Here is a 16,321-nt window from a genome sequence, read left to right on the forward strand (position 1 = left end):
TGCGTGTGACTTTACCGATCGGCCGGTGCGGCGCGGGGCGGGCGTTGGAGAATTGACTTTCTTGAACGGCGTTCAATAATTGAACAATGTTCAAGAACCCTGCCGAGCTGGCCGATCGCGTCCTGGCCGGTGCCCCCGTGACCCCGGACGAAGCCCTCGAGCTGCTGCACACCGACGACCCCGGCATGCTGGACCTCGTGGCCGCCGCCGCACGGCTGCGCCGCGAACACTTCGGGATGACCGTGAAGGTGAACTACCTGGTCAACCTGAAGTCCGGGTTGTGCGCCGAGGACTGCGGCTACTGCTCCCAGCGCCTGAACGCCGGGACAGACATCCTCAAGTACTCGTGGCTGAGCCCCGAAAAGGCGGTGGAGCAGGCCGAGTACGGCATCCGCGGTGGTGCGAGCCGCGTGTGCCTCGTGGCGAGCGGTCGCGGCCCGTCCAACCGTGAGGTGGGCAACGTGACCCGCACGGTCGAGGCGCTGAAGGAGCAGCACCCGGATGTGGAGGTCTGCGCATGCCTGGGCCTGCTCAAGGACGGCCAGGCGGAGACGCTGAGCGGCGCGGGCGTGGACGCCTACAACCACAACCTCAACACCGCCGAGTCCAACTACGAGTCCATCTGCTCCACCCACACCTACCAGGACCGCGTGGACACCGTGGAGCGCGCGAAGGACGCCGGGCTCTCCCCGTGCTCCGGGCTGATCGTGGGCATGCGGGAGACGGACGAGCAGCTCGTTGAGGCGCTCTTCGCGCTGCGGGACCTGGGCTCGGACTCCGTGCCGGTGAACTTCCTCATGCCCTTCGACGGCACGCCCCTGGCAGGCACGTGGCAGCTGAGCCCGCAGAAGTGCCTGAAGATCCTTTCCGTGGTGCGCTTCGTGTGCCCGGACAAGGAGATCCGCATGGCCGGTGGCCGCGAGATGCACTTGCGTTCGCTGCAGCCGCTCGCCCTGCACGTGGTCAACTCCCTGTTCCTGGGCGACTACCTCACCTCCGAAGGGCAGGCGGCCCAGGCGGACCTGGACATGATCGCGGACGCCGGCTTCACCGTCCTTGGTGCGGGGCCAGACCTTTCCCGTGAGCACGACGCCGCGGCGCCCGCCCACGCCTCGAGCGGTACGGCTCCCGAGCAGGCTGCGGCGGGCCAGGCAGGTCAGACGGGCTCGGCAGGCCCGGCGAGCACGCCCTGCGGGTCCACGTGCGGAACCGGTGGAGCTGCCGGTCCCGATGCCACCTCGGGCGGCGGTCCGGCCCCCTTCGACCCCGTCTTTTCCGATCAGGGTGACGACGCCGCGCTGCCCTCGACCGCCCAGGGCCCGGTCCCTGCTCGGTCAGCTGCCCCGGTCTCCGCGGCGCTCGCCGCCCTGTTGAGCTCGGGCGACGGGCCCGAACGCGACGAGAACGACACCCGGGTGAGGATCGAGCTGAGCCCGACCGTGCGGCGTCGTGGTGCGGGGACCTCGGTGGCGCCGAATGCCTGAACCGGCACCGCAGATCACACACGGCACCGCGCCCGCCGAGGGCAGCGGGGAGGCTTCTTGCCCCGCCGCGGGTGCCGTGGCAGAGACGGCAGAACAGGGTGACGACGCCGTGGAGCCCACCCGCCTCGCCGCTCGTGACCGCGGGCTGCTCTGGCACCCCTACGCACCGCTGGACGGACCCGCACCCCACGCGGTGCTGGCCGCGGAGGGCGTGACCCTGACCCTGGAGACTCCTGAGGGGGACCGGATCCGGGCAATCGATGGCATGGCCTCGTGGTGGTGCGCCGTGCACGGCTACCGCAACCCGGAACTGGACCGCGCCGCCGTGGACCAGATCACCGAGTTCTCCCACGTGATGTTCGGGGGGCTCACGCACCGCCCGGCCGTAGAACTCGCGGAGCTGCTGGTGGAGGTCACCCCGCCCGAGCTGCAGCACGTGTTCTTCGCAGACTCGGGCTCCGTGAGCGTGGAGGTCGCGCTGAAGCTCGCAGTGCAGTACCAGGCGGCGCGCGGCCGGCCGCAGCGTCGGCGCATCCTCACGGTGCGCGGCGGCTACCACGGGGACACCACTGGCGCCATGAGCGTGTGCGACCCCGAGGGCGGGATGCACGCCGAATTCTCCGGGCTGGTGGCGGAGCAGCTGTTCGTGGCACCGCCTCCCGCGGCGTCGTCGTCGGGGGAGGATCACGAGTGGGTGGGGTCGGACGAGGACGTCGCGCGGTGGATCGCGGACGTGCGCGCCACGGCCCGGGCGCACCGGGACGAGCTCGCGGGCGTCATCGTGGAGCCCGTTCTGCAGGGAGCCGGCGGGATGCGCACGTACGACCCGCGCTGTCTGCGAGCCCTGCGGGAGGTCGCGGACGAGCTGGACCTCGTGCTCATCGCGGACGAGATCGCCACGGGGTTCGGACGCACCGGGCGGTGGTTCGCGTGCGAGTGGGCCGGGGTGGTCCCGGACGTGATGTGCGTGGGCAAGGCCCTGACCGGCGGATACATGACCCTCGCCGCTGTGCTGGTGTCCGGATTCGTGGGAACGGTCATCACGGCGTCACCGCAGCGTGCGCTCATGCACGGGCCCACGTTCATGGCCAACCCGCTCGCGTGCGCGGTGGCCCTGCAGTCCGTGCGGATGCTCCGGGACACGTGGCGCCGGGACATCACCCGACTGGAAACCGCCTTCCGGGAGATCCTCCCCGCGGCCGCCGAACTCGACGCGGTAGAGGACGTGCGGGTGATCGGCGGGGTGGGTGTCGTGGAATTCCACCGGGCCCCGGACAGTGCACGGTTGACGCGCGCAGCCCTCGAGCACGGTGTGTGGGTGCGGCCCTTCGGTCGGTTGCTCTACGCGATGCCGCCCTACATCTGTTCGGACGACGACGCCCGCCGCATCGCCCACGCCGTGGTGCACGCGGCCCGGGACGTGACAAGGGGGGCCGGAGCATGAACGCGCACACGGAAGCGGCCGCGGCCGGAACCGCCGCGGGACCCCTTGACGATTGGCTTCACGACCGGGTGCGGGAACGCGACGAACTGGGAATGCGGCGTGAACTGCGGCCCATGCGAGGGCCGTGTGTGGACCTCGCGTCCAACGACTACCTGGGTCTGTCGCGGGACCCCCGCGTCGTGGCCGCGGCGCACCGCGCACTGGACGGGTACGGGGCCGGTTCACGGGCGTCGCGGCTCGTCACGGGCACATTGCCCGTGCACGAGGAGCTTGAGCGCGCCCTGTGCGAGCTCACGGGTCAGCCTGCGGCCCTGGTCTTCTCGAGCGGGTACGCGGCGAACACGGGTGTGCTCACGGCGTTGGGAGATGTGGACACCCTCATCGTCTCGGACGCCCACGTGCACGCCTCCCTCGTGGACGGTGCCCGGTTGTCCCGCTCGCCCGTGCGGATCGCGCGGCACTCGGACGTGGCCCACGTGGAGCAGCTGCTGGCGGAGCGGTCGCAGTCGCGGGCGATCGTCGTCGTCGAATCCTTGTACTCGGTGTGGGGGGATCACGCACCGCTCGAGGCGCTGGCGCGGGTGTGTTGCGCGCACGATGCGTTGTTACTCGTGGACGAGGCCCATGGGATCGGGGTCGCTGGCCGTGGTCGCGGGCTCGTGCACGAACTCGGTCTCGCGGGCGCGCCGCACGTGGTCCTGACCGTGACGCTGTCCAAGGCGCTCGGCGCGCAGGGCGGGGCGGTGCTCGGGTCCGAGCTGCTGCGCGACCACCTGCTCAACCGTGCGCGCCCGTTCGTGTACGACACCGCCCTCGCACCGGCGAGTGCCGCGGCCGCCGCGGAGGCCGCCCGGATCGTCCTCGGGCGGCCCAAGCTTGCGGACCGGTTGCACGAGCGCGCGGCCTTCGTGGCCCGCGCGCTGGACGTGCCTCTCGCGCACGCTGCGGTGCAGTCGGTGCCCGTGGGATCGGCGGAACTCGCCGTGGACGCCGCCCGGACCCTGCGTGAGCGTGGGGTGGCGGTGGGATGCTTCCGCCCGCCGTCGGTGCCGGACGGCATCAGCAGGCTGCGTCTCACGGCGCGCGCGAACATGGAATTACAAGAATTGTCGGAGGCGGTGAATCGGGTGCGGGAGGTTCTGCGCGCTCTGGAGCCGTCCACGCCGGGAATGGGCGCCGGCCTCGGTCGGATCGCGCCGTCGCGACCCGTTCCGACCCCGGGTTCCGGCGCCGATAGAGGTACGCCATCCGTCCAGGAGGTCACCGCATGACTCACAACCCACTCGCCCACGCGCCCCTTCCCCGTATCACCATCGTCACGGGGACGGACACGGACGTGGGCAAGACCTACACGACCGCGGCGCTCGCGGTGGCCGCATGGTCCTCCGGAGTCCAACGGATCGCGGTCTACAAGCCCCAACAGACCGGCGTGCGCGGGGACGATCCGGGGGACGTTGACGACGTTGCTCGGCTGGCTCATACCGTCGGCGTGCCGTCCGCGGCGCTCACCGTGGCGGAGGGACAGCGGCTCACCGAGCCCATGGCCCCGCCTCCCGCGGCGGCGATCGACGGGGTGGACCTTCTGTCGATCACCGCGCACGTGGAGCGGGTCATGGAATTACAGGAATCCCACGACCTCGTGCTGGTGGAGGGTAGCGGGGGAGTGCTCGTGGAGCTGGACGGGCAGCAGCACACGATCGCGGATCTGGCGCGGGAGCTGCAAGGCCGCGCGGGGGAGGACGTCGGGACGGTCGTGGTGACCCGCCCGGACCTGGGAACCCTGAACCACACCCTGCTGACCCTGGAGGCCCTGCACCACCGGGGCGTGCGGGTGTCGGGGGTCGTGCTGGGATCCTGGCCGGCTCACCCCGATCCGGTGCAGGAATCCAATCGGGACTACCTGGCGGACCTGCCGGATGTGAGCGGCCACCACATCCCCCTACTGGGCGCGGTCCCCGCGGGATGGAACGTCGGCGTGAGCTGAAGACGGCACATGGACGGGGCTCACGAGCCCTCCACCGCCGCCCCGTAGAGCCGCTCGAAACGGTCGTGGACACCCCGGTAGTACTCCTGCGCGGAATCGCGAGGGGTGTACGTCCCCGCGGGTTCCGGGGAGGAGCACTCCACGTCCGGCGCGAGTGACTCCAGCATGAGCAGGGCATTGCCGCGGCACGTGGACCGCTTGATGATCTGGTGGATCACGGGGGTGCCCAGGTAGTCGCCCAGGATCTGCAACCAGGACGGCAACTCCTGGGTGACTCGGCCCGCCGCCACGATCCGCTCCACGTCCGTGGCGGCCCGTTCCAGCTCGTCCGACACCCTCCGGTAGGAACCAGCGATCCCCTCCAGCATCCCGCGTGCCATCGCGGAGGCATCCGTGGACGCTGACACATCCGCGAACACCGCCCGCGCACTGCCCGCCCACCCGGTGGAGCGTTCGCCGGTCAGGAAGGGGAGCACCCCGGGGGTGTCGGGGGAGGGATCCGCGGCGGCGATCTCGTCGAGTACGACGCCCTCGAGCGCGAGGGTGTCGAGCATCCAGCTCACGGCGCGGCCCACGTCGTTGAGGGCGCCGCCCAGCAGGCACCGGGAGGAGTCGATGCGGTAGCACCACAGCCCCGGCGGGATGTCCTGGGGGCGGTGGTGCAGCAGGACCCGCATGGCGCCGGAGGTCGCCGCAGACGCGACGATCGTGTGCTCGTCCGATCCGCCCACCCCCAGGTTGGCGCACAGCCCGTCCGCCACGGGCGCGAACCACTGCGCGTCCGCGAGCCCCTGCCAACGCGCGGTGCGATCGGGATCCACGTCCGGCAGCGGCTCGTGGGGTTCGAGGACCGGGGAGAGCACGTCCGCGGTGATGCCGGCGGCCTTGAGCATCCGCCGATCCCAGTTGCCCGAACGGCGGTTGAGCAGCCCCGTCCACGCGGCGGTCGCGGTACCCGCGGCGGTTGTGCCGAGCAGACGCAACCACACGTACTCGCCGATGCTCAGCCAGCGCTCTGCGGCCTCGAAGTCCTCGGGGCGCGTTTCCGCGAGCCACCGGAACCGCGGGGCCAGGTAGCTCGTGTGCAGGCGCGCGCCCACGGTCTGCTGGACCTGCCGTTCGTCGAGTTCCTCGCGCATTTGTTTCAGCTGCGGCGCGCACCGTGAGTCGGCGTACGTGAAGCACTCGGTCACGGGGTCACCCTTCGCGTCCACACCCACCAGGGAGGACGCGAAGGAGTCCAGGCCGACGCCGCGCACCCGCCCCGCGAGCTCCTTCCGGTCGCACACCACGTCCAGGATCTCGCGGATCTCGTCCACCACCTGGTCCGGGTCGATCACGGAGGTGCCGTCCGCCGCGGTGGTGAACGCGTGGGGGATCTTGTGGCGGTACCCGCGCACGGGTGTCCCTGTGGCGTCATGCACGGAGCCGCGCGTGGCGGTGGAGCCGATGTCCAGGGTCATCACCAGGGGGTCCTGCGCCCGGTCCAGTTCCACGGCGAAGTCCACGCCGTCGTCCGTGCACGGTGTGTTCTTGTGCTTGCCCATCTGCGTCTTGCTCCCTCGCGGTTGTGCCGTCCTCCCAGTCTAGGGACGGGCCCGGTGTGCGCTCGGCGGACGACGGCGCCGGGGTCCGGGGCGCGCGGGACGGACGGCGGCGTCGTCGTCCTCTCGTTCCGAATGGTGAGACGGCTGTCTGCTATGTGAAAACTGTGTCGGGGTCACGCGTATCCTGGAGGGAACACTTTTTGCCGGGAGAACGGCGCATTTCGCGCCGTCCACGTCCCGGTTCAGCCTTCGGGAAGGGGTCACAGTGCCGCAGCTACGTTCAGCAACGTCCACCACCGGTCGGAACATGGCGGGTGCCCGCGCCCTCTGGCGCGCCACCGGCATGGGCAGCGAGGACTTCGGCAAGCCGATCATCGCGATCGCGAACTCCTTCACGCAATTCGTCCCCGGTCACGTGCACCTGAAGAACATGGGGGAGCTCGTGGCCTCCGCGGTGCGCGAGGCCGGAGGCGTGGCCAAGGAGTTCAACACCATCGCCGTGGACGACGGCATCGCCATGGGCCACGACGGCATGCTGTATTCCCTGCCCTCCCGGGACATCATCGCCGACTCCGTGGAGTACATGGTCAACGCGCACTGCGCGGACGCCCTGGTGTGCATCTCCAACTGCGACAAGATCACCCCCGGCATGCTCATGGCCGCGCTGCGTCTGAACATCCCCGTGGTCTTCGTCTCCGGCGGCCCCATGGAATCCGGCGAGGGCGTGGAGGGCGTGGTGGAGCACCGCGTGGACCTCGTGGACGCCATGGCCCTGGCCGTGGACGAGTCCGTCACGGACGCGCAGCTGGCTCAGATCGAGGAGAACGCGTGCCCCACGTGCGGTTCGTGCTCCGGGATGTTCACCGCCAACTCCATGAACTGCCTGACCGAGGCGCTGGGTCTGTCCCTGCCCGGCAACGGCACCACGCTGGCCACGCACGTGAACCGCAAGCGGTTGTTCCTGGAGGCCGGGCGGCGGATCGTGGAATCCGCCAAGCGCTACTATGAGCACGACGACGACTCCGTGCTGCCCCGCAACATCGCGACCAAGGCGGCGTTCCGCAACGCCATGGCCCTGGACGTCGCCATGGGTGGCTCCACCAACACGGTCCTGCACATCCTGGCCGCCGCGCAGGAAGCCGAGGTGGACTTCAATCTCTCGGACATCGACGCGCTGTCCCGGAAGGTCCCGTGCCTGGCCAAGGTGGCGCCGAACTCCACCAAGTATCACATCGAGCACGTCCACCGGGCCGGCGGCATCCCCGCGATCCTGGGTGAACTGCGGCGCGGCGGGCTGCTGAACGAGGACGTCCACACCGTGCACTCGCAGACCATGGGCGAGTGGCTGGACGAGTGGGACATCCGCTCGGGCAAGGCATCCGACGCCGCCAAGGAGTTCTTCCTGGCGGCACCGGGCGGCGTGCGCACCACCCAGGCGTTCTCGCAGGCCAACGAGTACGAGGACCACGACGTGGACGCCGCCGAGGGCTGCATCCGCTCCGTGGAGCACGCCTACACCAAGGAGGGTGGGCTCTGCGTGCTGTTCGGCAACATCGCCGAGGACGGCGCGGTGATCAAGACCGCCGGGATCGACCCCGACCTGTTCCACTTCACCGGCCGGGCCTTCGTGGTGGAGTCCCAGGACGAGGCCGTGCACGAGATCCTCTCCAAGAACGTGAAGGAGGGGGACATCGTCGTCATTGCCTACGAGGGACCTAAGGGCGGACCGGGCATGCAGGAGATGCTGTACCCCACGAGCTACCTCAAGGGCCTGGGGCTCGGGAAGAAGTGCGCGCTCATCACGGACGGCCGCTTCTCCGGGGGCACCTCCGGGATCTCGATCGGCCACATCTCCCCGGAGGCCGCGGCCGGCGGTGCCGTGGGTCTCATCGAGCACGGTGACGAGATCGAGATCGACGTGGAGAACCGCGTGCTGCGGGTCAACGTGGACGACGCCGAGCTCGCGCGCCGTCGCCAGGAGAAGGGTGACGCCCCCTGGAAGCCCACCAAGCCGCGTGAACGTCGCGTGTCCAAGGCGCTGCGGGCGTACGCTTCCATGGTGACCTCCGCGGACAAGGGCGCAGTGCGCGTCGTGGAGGACTGAGGACGGTCCGACCCGGGCGGTCAGGACGAAGGGAACAGGTATGTCCCAGAACGGCCCGCGGTTGACCGAGGCCCAGGAGAAACACATCCTGCGGCGGCGCTTCGAGGACGAGACGGCGGGGTTCCACAAGGGGCTGGGTGCTCGCCAGTTGCAGATGATCGCGATCGGCAGCGCGATCGGGACCGGGCTGTTCCTGGGAGCCGGTGGCCGGTTGGAGCAGGCCGGTCCGTCCCTGTTCCTGCTGTACGCGGTGTGCGGTTTCTTCGGCTACCTGATCCTGCGCTCACTGGGCGAACTCGTGGTGCACCGGCCGTCCTCCGGTTCGTTCGTCTCTTACGCCCGTGAGTTCTACGGCGAGAAGGCCGCGTACGTCTCCGGGTGGTTGTACTGGCTGAACTGGGCCATGACGGCGGTCGCGGATGCCACGGCCATCGCGATCTACATCAAGTGGTTCGGTCAGTACAGCGCGTTCGTGGCGGGGATCCCGCAGTGGATCCTCGCATTGATCGTGGTGGTCCTAGTGGTGTCGCTGAACCTGGTCTCGGTCAAGGTGTTCGGTGAGCTGGAGTTCTGGTTCTCCCTGATCAAGGTCCTGGCCCTGGTGGTCTTCCTGGCCATCGGCACGTTCTTCGTGCTGTTCGGCACGCCCACCGGTTCCGAGGTGGGGTTCTCCCTGGTCCGGGACAACGGAGGCCTCTTCCCGTCCGGCGTGCTGCCGGCACTCATCGTGGTGCAGGGTGTCGTGTTCGCGTACGCCGGTATCGAGCTCGTGGGCACCACGTCCGGGGAGACCCGCAACGCGGAGAAGGTCATCCCCCGGGCCATAAACACGGTGATCCTGCGGATCGCGGTGTTCTACGTGGGCTCCGTCCTGCTCTTGTGCCTGCTGCTGCCCTACACCGCCTACAGCGCCACCGAGAGCCCGTTCGTCACGTTCTTCTCGTCCATCGGCGTGGACGCGGCCGGGCCCATCATGCAACTCGTGGTGATCACCGCGGCGCTGTCCTCGCTCAATGCGGGCCTCTACTCCACCGGGCGCATCGTCCACTCCATGGCGCAGGCCGGTTCCGCCCCGAGGTTCACGGGCAAGCTGTCCGCGTCCGGCGTGCCCTACGGTGGCATCCTGTTGACCGCCGGGGTGGCCGTGCTCGGTGTGGGGCTCAACTTCGTGGTCCCGGAGCAGGCGTTCGAGATCGTGCTGAACCTCGCGGCACTGGGCACCATGGCGGGCTGGGCCGCGATCTCGCTGTCCCACCAGCGATACGTCTCCCTGGCGCGGAAGGGCTTCTATAACCGCCCGACCTACCGGGCACCGCTGGCGCCGTTCACCAACTGGCTGACCATGTTCTTCCTCGCGGGGGTCCTTGTGCTGATGGCCGTGGACTACCCCGTGGGCACCTTCACCCTGGCGTCCTCCCTGGTGCTGATCCCGATCCTGGTGATCGGGTGGTTCATGGTGCGGGGCAGGGTGGGCAAGATCGCCGCCGAACGCGAGGGCTTCACGGGGGCGTTCCCGGTGCTCGCGGAGCGGCCCGTGGTGGGTGCGTTCCGCCCGGTGGGCCGGGAGAACTCCACGGGTTCCGGGTCCACCACGTCCACGGCGTCCCTGCATCGGGCCCCGGGGCCGGGTTACACCGCCGGTGCCCCGATGCCGCCCCCGGGACACCAGGGCCCTGACACGTCCCGCTGACACCCACTGAGGGCCCGGTTTCCGTTACTGTGACCTAGATCGGTGCAACAGCACACATCAGACACTTGGTTCCCCGTTGACCACTGCGCAGCGGCCGGAACCGTCTCGAGGCAGAATTCCGGGGAATCACATGGAGGCGTTGACAGAACTCGTGGGAACGCTGGGCGGCTACATCTGGTACGTCGTCTTCGCGATCCTGATCGGTGTGGGGTTGTACCTGACCGTCCGCACCAAGGCCATCCAGCTGCGCGGCATCCCCGAGATGTTCCGGGTGCTCACCGATCCGGCCGGTGAGGAGGACGGGCGCAAAGGCATCTCCTCGTTCCGCGCGTTCACGGTCTCCGCCGCGGCCCGCGTGGGCACGGGCAACATCGCAGGTGTGGCCATTGCCATCACCCTGGGCGGACCCGGTGCCGTGTTCTGGATGTGGATCATCGCCGCGATCGGCGCGGCCAGCGCGTTCGTGGAGTCCCTGCTGGGCCAGCTCTACAAGGTCAAGACGTCGGACGGCTACGTGGGCGGCCCGGCGTACTACATGGAGCGCGGGCTCAACAAGCGCTGGATGGGCGTGCTCTTCGCGGTCATCATCACCGTGACCTACGGCTTCGTGTTCAACTCCGTGCAGTCCAACTCGATCGTGGACGCCGTGGCCGGCTCCTTCAACGTGGACGTCACCGAGGGCCAGAACATGTGGCTGCGCGTGGTGTTGGGTCTGGCGCTGGTGGTCATCACCGCCCTGGTGATCTTCGGCGGCATCCGCTCCATCTCCGCGGTGACCCAGATCCTCGTGCCCGTGATGGCCGTGCTGTACCTGGTGCTGGGGCTGCTCGTGGTGGTCCTGAACATCACCGAGATCCCCGCCATGTTCGGCATGATCATTCAGGGGGCCTTCGGCATCCGCGAGTTCATCACGGGTGGTCTGATCGGTGTGATCATCCAGGGCATGAAGCGCGGCCTGTTCTCCAACGAGGCCGGCATGGGCTCCGCCCCGAACGCCGGCGCCACCGCGTCCATCTCCCACCCGGCCAAGCAGGGCTTCGTGCAGTCCCTGGGCGTCTTCTTCGACACCATGCTGGTGTGCTCCATCACCGCGTTCATCGTGCTGCTGTCCAACCCCACCTACGGTGACCAGCGCCAGGGTGCGTCCCTCACGCAGACCGCGCTGGGCATGCAGCTCGGCGACTGGGCCGTGCACTTCCTGACCGTGGCGATCTTCCTCTTCGGCTGGTCCTCGGTGATCGGCAACTACTACTACGGCGAGTCCAACATCCGCTTCATGACGCGCTCTCGCATGACCATGGGTGTCTACCGCTTCGCCGTGCTGGTGTGCGTGTTCATGGGCGCGGTGCTGGCCCTGGACCTCGTGTGGTCGCTCGCGGACCTGTTCATGGCGTTCATGGCCACGCTGAACCTGATTGCGCTGGTCATGCTCGCGGGGGTCGCGGCCAAGGTGCTGCAGAACTACATGGAGCAGCGCAAGGCCGGCGTGGAGCCCGTGTTCAAGGCGGGCGACGTGCCCGGGCTCCACGGCCTGTCCGCGTGGGACGGCACGGACACCGTGACCCTGCCGATCTTCTGGGAGCAGCGCACGCAGGAGAAGAACACCGCCCGCGGCTGAGCCCTCCCGCGGGCGCGCGGCGGATCGGTTCGAACCGGACGACGCCGCCGCCCGCTCCCGTTTACCACGAAACTCCCGGCCGCTGCCGGGGGTTTCGTCGTTCCCTGCCCGTGGGCAGCGAAGGTGAGGTGGCGGGGGGGGGGGGGGGACAACCCGGCGGCGTCGTCAGGAGGAGGACTTGCCCTCACCGAGCTCGCGCTTGACCTGGATCTCTATGGCGCCGGTGAGGGCCTCGTTGTCCGCGGGGGACTCCTCGGTGGCGTCGCGCAGCTGGTTTTCGTTGTACTCGGTGAACTCCTTGGTCTCGTCACCGCGCTTGGTCATGAGCGCGCGGATGCGGGTGCGGCGCCCGGCCTCCACACCGATGGCCTCGCGGTTGCGGAACCACCACACGAACATGACGACCACCAGGACCATGCCCACGTAGCCGATCACCGGGTACACCACGCTCATCAGCGTGCCGAAGCCCACCAGGCTGATCACGTAGCCCAGGGCACAGATGCCCAAGAACACCGGGACGTAGCGCTTGCGGTGGTTGACCGTCATGCGACGGCCCAGCGCGTAGAACATGCTGATGGTGGTGTTGTAGATCATCAGGAAGGTCACGAACACCATGGCCAGCGAGGCCACCGGGTGCATGCTTTCGAAGAGCTTGAGCATGGGCACGTCCGCGCCCCCCACGGCGTCGAAGTTCACGAGCAGCGCGACCGCGTTCATCACCAGCAGGATCGTGTAGACCACGCCTCCCAGCAGGCCGCCGCGCCCGGCATCGCGCGGGTCCAGGGTGTTGCCGCCGATCATCAGGGACATGGACACGCCCAGCATCAGCGCCATGCAGGTGTAGTTGATCGCGGAGAGCCACCACGGGCTCACGGGGGAGTCGGCCTGCACGGCCAGATCGCTCATGGCGCCAAGGTCCACGGGCAGCTGCATGAGGGTGTAGACGAACGCGACGATCACGGCCACGAAGATCACCGGGGTCACACCGGAGATGATGTTGGTGACCTTGTTGACGTCCAACAGGCCGGTGAGCATCACGATGGCCACCATGATCGCGGAGCCGATCCACGCCGACAGCCCGAACTGCTGCTCCAGGGCGGAGCCCGCGCCGGCGAGCATCACGATGCCCATGGCCAGCAGCGTGAGGGACACGGAGATGTCCAGGAAGCGGGAGACCACGGGCGCGGAGACGGAGCGGAACACCCCCAGGTGCTCGTCGGCCAGGAAGTAGCTGCCGATGTTGATGATCACCGCTCCCGCCGTGATCATCAGGATGCCTGCGACGACGGCCCCCGCGAGCCCCCAGAGGCCGAACGAGACGAAGTACTGGATGACTTCCTGGCCCGTGGCGAAGCCGGCGCCCACCATGAGGCCGATGAAGGCCAGGGCGACTTGAAGGGTCTTCTTGACTGACACGAACGCGACTCCTCGCACGTGATGGGCCTGTCGGATGTGTTCCGCGTGGGAACTCTTACCGGCCAAGCATAGAGAATGGGCGCGCACCCGGTGCCCGACGGCCCGGCGGGCAGCCGGTGGCATACTCGGGAGGGACGTTTTCCCGCGGATGGAGCAGCTCATGACACAGCAGTGGCAGTCGGATCTCGAGGCCTGGGCGGGCGGCTGGGCCGCCATCCGCGAGGACGAGGCCCCGCAGGGCGTTCGGGCATGGAACGGTTCCCTCCCCCAGGACACCGTGGGAGACGAGGAGCTGGTCCTGGTGTGCGAGCCCTCGGAAGCCGATGCGGTCCGGGAGGCGGTGGCCGCGGCGGGCCGCGAGGTGCTCTCCTCGCAGGTGCTGCTCTCCGGCGCGGTGCAGGATCTCGACCGCGGCCTGGGCCTCCCCGGGGATGCCGGACTCTTCGACGCCCCCATGGGCGACTGGTCCCGCTTCGAGGTGGACGAGTGGGGTCACCCCGTGGTGCACTCCACCCTGAGCGTCCAGGACGAGGTGGCGTTCATGGGGCCGCTGGTCGCGGATCCCAGCACGGAACGTGATTCGTCCGAGGTGCTGGACCCGCTCGTCTCGACCATGGCCAATGAAGCGTTCCTGGCCGATGCGCAGCGGCTCTACACCGTGGTCCCGGAGGACCAGGTGGGCCAGCGCGAGTCGCAGGGCTGGCAGCGGGTGGCGGCGGTGTTGCGCCTGGCGTGAGCGAGGCGCAGCGTCGGCGGCCGTGCGCCGGCACCGTCGCGCCCCGCTCTCAGGCCAGGACCTGGCGCTTCGAGGAGATCACTCCGGTGTTGAACCCGGCCAGGTGGAGACCGCCGTGGAAGCGCGCGTGCTCGATCTTCACGCACTGGTCCATCACCACGTCCAGCCCGGCGTCCTCCGCGATGGCCGCCGCTTCCTCGTTCCACGAGCCCAGCTGCAGCCACAGGGTCTTGGCGCCCACGGCTACGGCCTCCCGTGCCACGCCGGGCAGGTCCGCGTCCTTGCGGAACACGTCCACGAGGTCCGGGACCTCGGGCAGCTCCGCGAGCGACGGGTAGGCCTTCTGGCCCAGCACCTCGTCCAGCACGGGGTTCACGAAGTACACGCGGTACGGGCTCGACGACTGCAGGTACGTGGCCACGAAGTAGCTCGCACGGGACGGCTTGTTGGACATCCCCACGATCGCGATCGAGCGCGTGCCTCGGAGGATGCCGAGCCGTTCGGGGGCGCTGGGGCCCACCCAGGTGCGTTGCGTGCTCATGCCTGTTCTCCTTCGTCTCCGGGCAGCGCGCAGGCCGCCGCACTGTTGCCCTGGTCCAGGGTGGTGCGCGCCGCGCCCGTGAGCGCGGCGGAGGGGGCGACGACGCCGCCCTCCCGGTCCCTTCCGCTGGCTGCGCTCAGTGCCTGGTCCAGGTCCCACAGGATGTCCGCGGTGTCCTCGAGACCCACGGAGATCCGGATCAGGTCCTCCTTGACCCCGCCCGCGGCGAGCTGTTCGGAGCTCAACTGCTGGTGGGTCGTGGACGCGGGGTGCAGCACGAGGGTGCGGGCGTCCCCGATGTTGGCCAGGTGTGAGGCCAGTTGCAGGCTCCCGATGAATCGGGCGCCCACCTCACGGCCGCTCAACTCGTCCGTGCCAGCCACACCGAAGGCGAAGACGGATCCGATGCCGTGGGGCAGGTACTTCTGCGCGCGTTCGTGGTGGGGGTGGTCCTCGAGTCCCGCGTAATTGACGTAGGAGATGCGTGGATCCGTGGCGAGCCACTGCACGACCTCCTGCGCGTTCGCCACGTGGGCGTCCATGCGCTGGGGGAGGGTCTCCACACCCTGCAGCAGGTTCCACGCGGCCTGCGGGGTCAGGGACGCCCCGATGTCGCGCAGCTGTTCCGAACGGAGCTTGGTCAGGAATCCGTACTCACCGAAGTTCCCCCACCACGACACGTTGTTGTACGAGGGAACCGGTTCGGTCATGGCCGGGAACTTCCCGTTGCCCCAGTCGAAGCCGCCGGATTCGACCACCACGCCGCCCAGGGTGTTACCGTGCCCGCCCAGGAACTTGGTGATCGAGTGGATCACGATGTCCGCGCCGTGCTCGAACGGGCGGCACAGGTACGGGGTGTTGAGGGTCGCGTCCACGATCAGCGGGACACCCGCCTCGCGGGCCACCGCGGCGAGCCCCTCCAGATCGGCGATCTCGCCGGACGGGTTGGCCACGAGTTCGGTGTACACGGCCTTGGTGTGCTCGGTGATCGCAGCCTTGTAGTCCGCCGGGTCGGTCCCGGGGACGAAGGTGGTTTCCACACCGAAGCGACGCAGGGTCACGTCCAGCTGGGTGACCGTTCCGCCGTAGAGCTGGGACGAGGCCACCACGTGGTCACCCTGGCCACACAGCGTGGCGAACGTGATGAACTCGGCGGCCATCCCGGAGGACGTGGCGACCGCCCCGATCCCGCCCTCGAGGGAGGCGATGCGCTCTTCCAAGGCCGCCACGGTGGGGTTGCCGATGCGCGAGTAAATGTTGCCGTACTTCTGCAGCGCGAACAGGTTGGCGGCGTCGTCGGCGTCCTTGAAGACGAACGAGCTGGTCTGGTAGATGGGCACGGAGCGGGCGCCGTGCTCGGCGTCCGGGGTGCCGCCGGCGTGCAGGGCGCGGGTGCGGAAACCGAACTGGTGCTCGGCCATGGATGTCCTCCTCGTCGGCCGGGTACGGCTCCCGTCCGACAGCTGCCCGGGGCCGCGCAGCACTCCATCGGTCCTGACGGTAGCACCGTGCAGTTGGCCGAGCACTGCGGGTTGCTGCGGCGTCATGGATCCAGGTCTCTCGGCCGCTCGGGATGGTGCGTCTATTGTGTCGCGCGCGTGGGTGACGGACCAAACCGTGCGGATCGCAGCCGCCCGAAAGCGGGTGAGATTGATCCAGAAAAATGACTCGATGACCTCGGATAACACGGTGTTCTGAATCACTTAGATTAGGAAAGGTGAGCCTTGCCTTACTCGTATTTCAGGCGCACAGTAAAT

At 68.9% G+C, this 16,321-nt stretch carries 12 protein-coding genes and 1 riboswitch; of the genes, 8 read left to right on the forward strand and 4 right to left on the reverse strand.

Features of this window, described 5'->3' with window-relative positions; all coding sequences use genetic code 11:
- Positions 1-86 precede the first annotated feature (86 nt).
- From bioB to bioD, 4 genes are all read left to right on the forward strand, one after another.
- Complete coding sequence (gene bioB, locus ACW9PK_RS06975) at positions 87-1,484, forward strand: biotin synthase BioB (RefSeq protein ID WP_457015394.1); 1,398 nt, start codon at positions 87-89, stop codon at positions 1,482-1,484.
- 76 nt (positions 1,485-1,560) lie between these two features.
- On the forward strand, positions 1,561-2,928 hold the full coding sequence (gene bioA / locus ACW9PK_RS06980) for an adenosylmethionine--8-amino-7-oxononanoate transaminase (RefSeq protein WP_457015395.1): 1,368 nt from the start codon (positions 1,561-1,563) through the stop codon (positions 2,926-2,928).
- Complete coding sequence (locus tag ACW9PK_RS06985) at positions 2,925-4,199, forward strand: 8-amino-7-oxononanoate synthase (protein WP_457015396.1); 1,275 nt, start codon at positions 2,925-2,927, stop codon at positions 4,197-4,199. The genes bioA and ACW9PK_RS06985 overlap by 4 nt, the downstream gene beginning before the upstream one ends.
- The gene (gene bioD, locus ACW9PK_RS06990; RefSeq protein WP_064846517.1) at positions 4,196-4,912 is read left to right on the forward strand and encodes a dethiobiotin synthase; all 717 of its coding nucleotides are present in this window, start codon (positions 4,196-4,198) and stop codon (positions 4,910-4,912) included. Before ACW9PK_RS06985 ends, bioD begins: the two co-directional genes overlap by 4 nt.
- 20 nt (positions 4,913-4,932) lie before the next feature.
- Here bioD and ACW9PK_RS06995 read toward each other — a convergent pair whose 3' ends face one another.
- Positions 4,933-6,459: a gluconokinase gene (locus tag ACW9PK_RS06995; RefSeq protein ID WP_457015397.1), complete on the reverse strand. Its 1,527-nt coding sequence runs from the start codon at positions 6,457-6,459 to the stop codon at positions 4,933-4,935.
- 265 nt (positions 6,460-6,724) lie between these two features.
- On the opposite strand from ACW9PK_RS06995, the gene ilvD reads away from it, so the two are divergent.
- The 3 genes from ilvD (at position 6,725) to ACW9PK_RS07010 (ending at position 11,871) form a co-directional block, all read left to right on the forward strand.
- Complete coding sequence (gene ilvD, locus ACW9PK_RS07000) at positions 6,725-8,563, forward strand: dihydroxy-acid dehydratase (RefSeq protein ID WP_167318001.1); 1,839 nt, start codon at positions 6,725-6,727, stop codon at positions 8,561-8,563.
- A 40-nt stretch (positions 8,564-8,603) separates the two neighbouring features.
- A complete protein-coding gene (locus ACW9PK_RS07005; RefSeq protein WP_457015398.1) occupies positions 8,604-10,253 on the forward strand; it encodes an amino acid permease in 1,650 nt (549 codons plus the stop codon).
- Positions 10,254-10,383: 130 nt separating this feature from the next.
- Positions 10,384-11,871, forward strand: a complete 1,488-nt coding sequence (locus ACW9PK_RS07010) for an alanine/glycine:cation symporter family protein (protein WP_457015399.1) — start codon at positions 10,384-10,386, stop codon at positions 11,869-11,871.
- A gap of 165 nt (positions 11,872-12,036) precedes the next feature.
- On the opposite strand, the gene ACW9PK_RS07015 is transcribed toward ACW9PK_RS07010, so the two are convergent.
- On the reverse strand, positions 12,037-13,287 hold the full coding sequence (locus tag ACW9PK_RS07015; protein ID WP_457015400.1) for a YkvI family membrane protein: 1,251 nt from the start codon (positions 13,285-13,287) through the stop codon (positions 12,037-12,039).
- Between the two features lie 160 nt (positions 13,288-13,447).
- Here ACW9PK_RS07015 and ACW9PK_RS07020 point away from each other — a divergent pair, with 160 nt between their 5' ends.
- A complete protein-coding gene (locus ACW9PK_RS07020; RefSeq protein WP_457015401.1) occupies positions 13,448-14,023 on the forward strand; it encodes a hypothetical protein in 576 nt (191 codons plus the stop codon).
- Between the two features lie 49 nt (positions 14,024-14,072).
- Here ACW9PK_RS07020 and ACW9PK_RS07025 read toward each other — a convergent pair whose 3' ends face one another.
- Positions 14,073-14,564, reverse strand: a complete 492-nt coding sequence (locus tag ACW9PK_RS07025; RefSeq protein WP_167318004.1) for a CoA-binding protein — start codon at positions 14,562-14,564, stop codon at positions 14,073-14,075.
- Positions 14,561-15,985, reverse strand: coding sequence for an O-acetylhomoserine aminocarboxypropyltransferase/cysteine synthase family protein (locus ACW9PK_RS07030; protein ID WP_457015402.1), 1,425 nt, complete (start codon positions 15,983-15,985; stop codon positions 14,561-14,563). The genes ACW9PK_RS07025 and ACW9PK_RS07030 overlap by 4 nt, the downstream gene beginning before the upstream one ends.
- A gap of 61 nt (positions 15,986-16,046) precedes the next feature.
- A riboswitch (SAM riboswitch) is annotated at positions 16,047-16,144 on the reverse strand.
- Positions 16,145-16,321 lie beyond the last annotated feature (177 nt).

The organism is Kocuria sp. MNB10 (genome assembly GCF_054073685.1).

Excerpts from the sequence above, each read along its gene's own strand:
- ACW9PK_RS07005 (WP_457015398.1), top strand. The coding sequence starts at position 8,604 with ATGTCCCAGAACGGCCCGCGGTTGACCGAGGCCCAGGAGAAACACATC.
- ACW9PK_RS07020 (WP_457015401.1), top strand. The coding sequence starts at position 13,448 with ATGACACAGCAGTGGCAGTCGGATCTCGAGGCCTGGGCGGGCGGCTGG.
- bioB (WP_457015394.1), top strand. The coding sequence starts at position 87 with ATGTTCAAGAACCCTGCCGAGCTGGCCGATCGCGTCCTGGCCGGTGCC.
- ACW9PK_RS07030 (WP_457015402.1), bottom strand. The coding sequence starts at position 15,985 with ATGGCCGAGCACCAGTTCGGTTTCCGCACCCGCGCCCTGCACGCCGGC.
- ACW9PK_RS06995 (WP_457015397.1), bottom strand. The coding sequence starts at position 6,459 with ATGGGCAAGCACAAGAACACACCGTGCACGGACGACGGCGTGGACTTC.
- ACW9PK_RS07010 (WP_457015399.1), top strand. The coding sequence starts at position 10,384 with ATGGAGGCGTTGACAGAACTCGTGGGAACGCTGGGCGGCTACATCTGG.
- ACW9PK_RS07025 (WP_167318004.1), bottom strand. The coding sequence starts at position 14,564 with ATGAGCACGCAACGCACCTGGGTGGGCCCCAGCGCCCCCGAACGGCTC.
- bioD (WP_064846517.1), top strand. The coding sequence starts at position 4,196 with ATGACTCACAACCCACTCGCCCACGCGCCCCTTCCCCGTATCACCATC.
- ACW9PK_RS06985 (WP_457015396.1), top strand. The coding sequence starts at position 2,925 with ATGAACGCGCACACGGAAGCGGCCGCGGCCGGAACCGCCGCGGGACCC.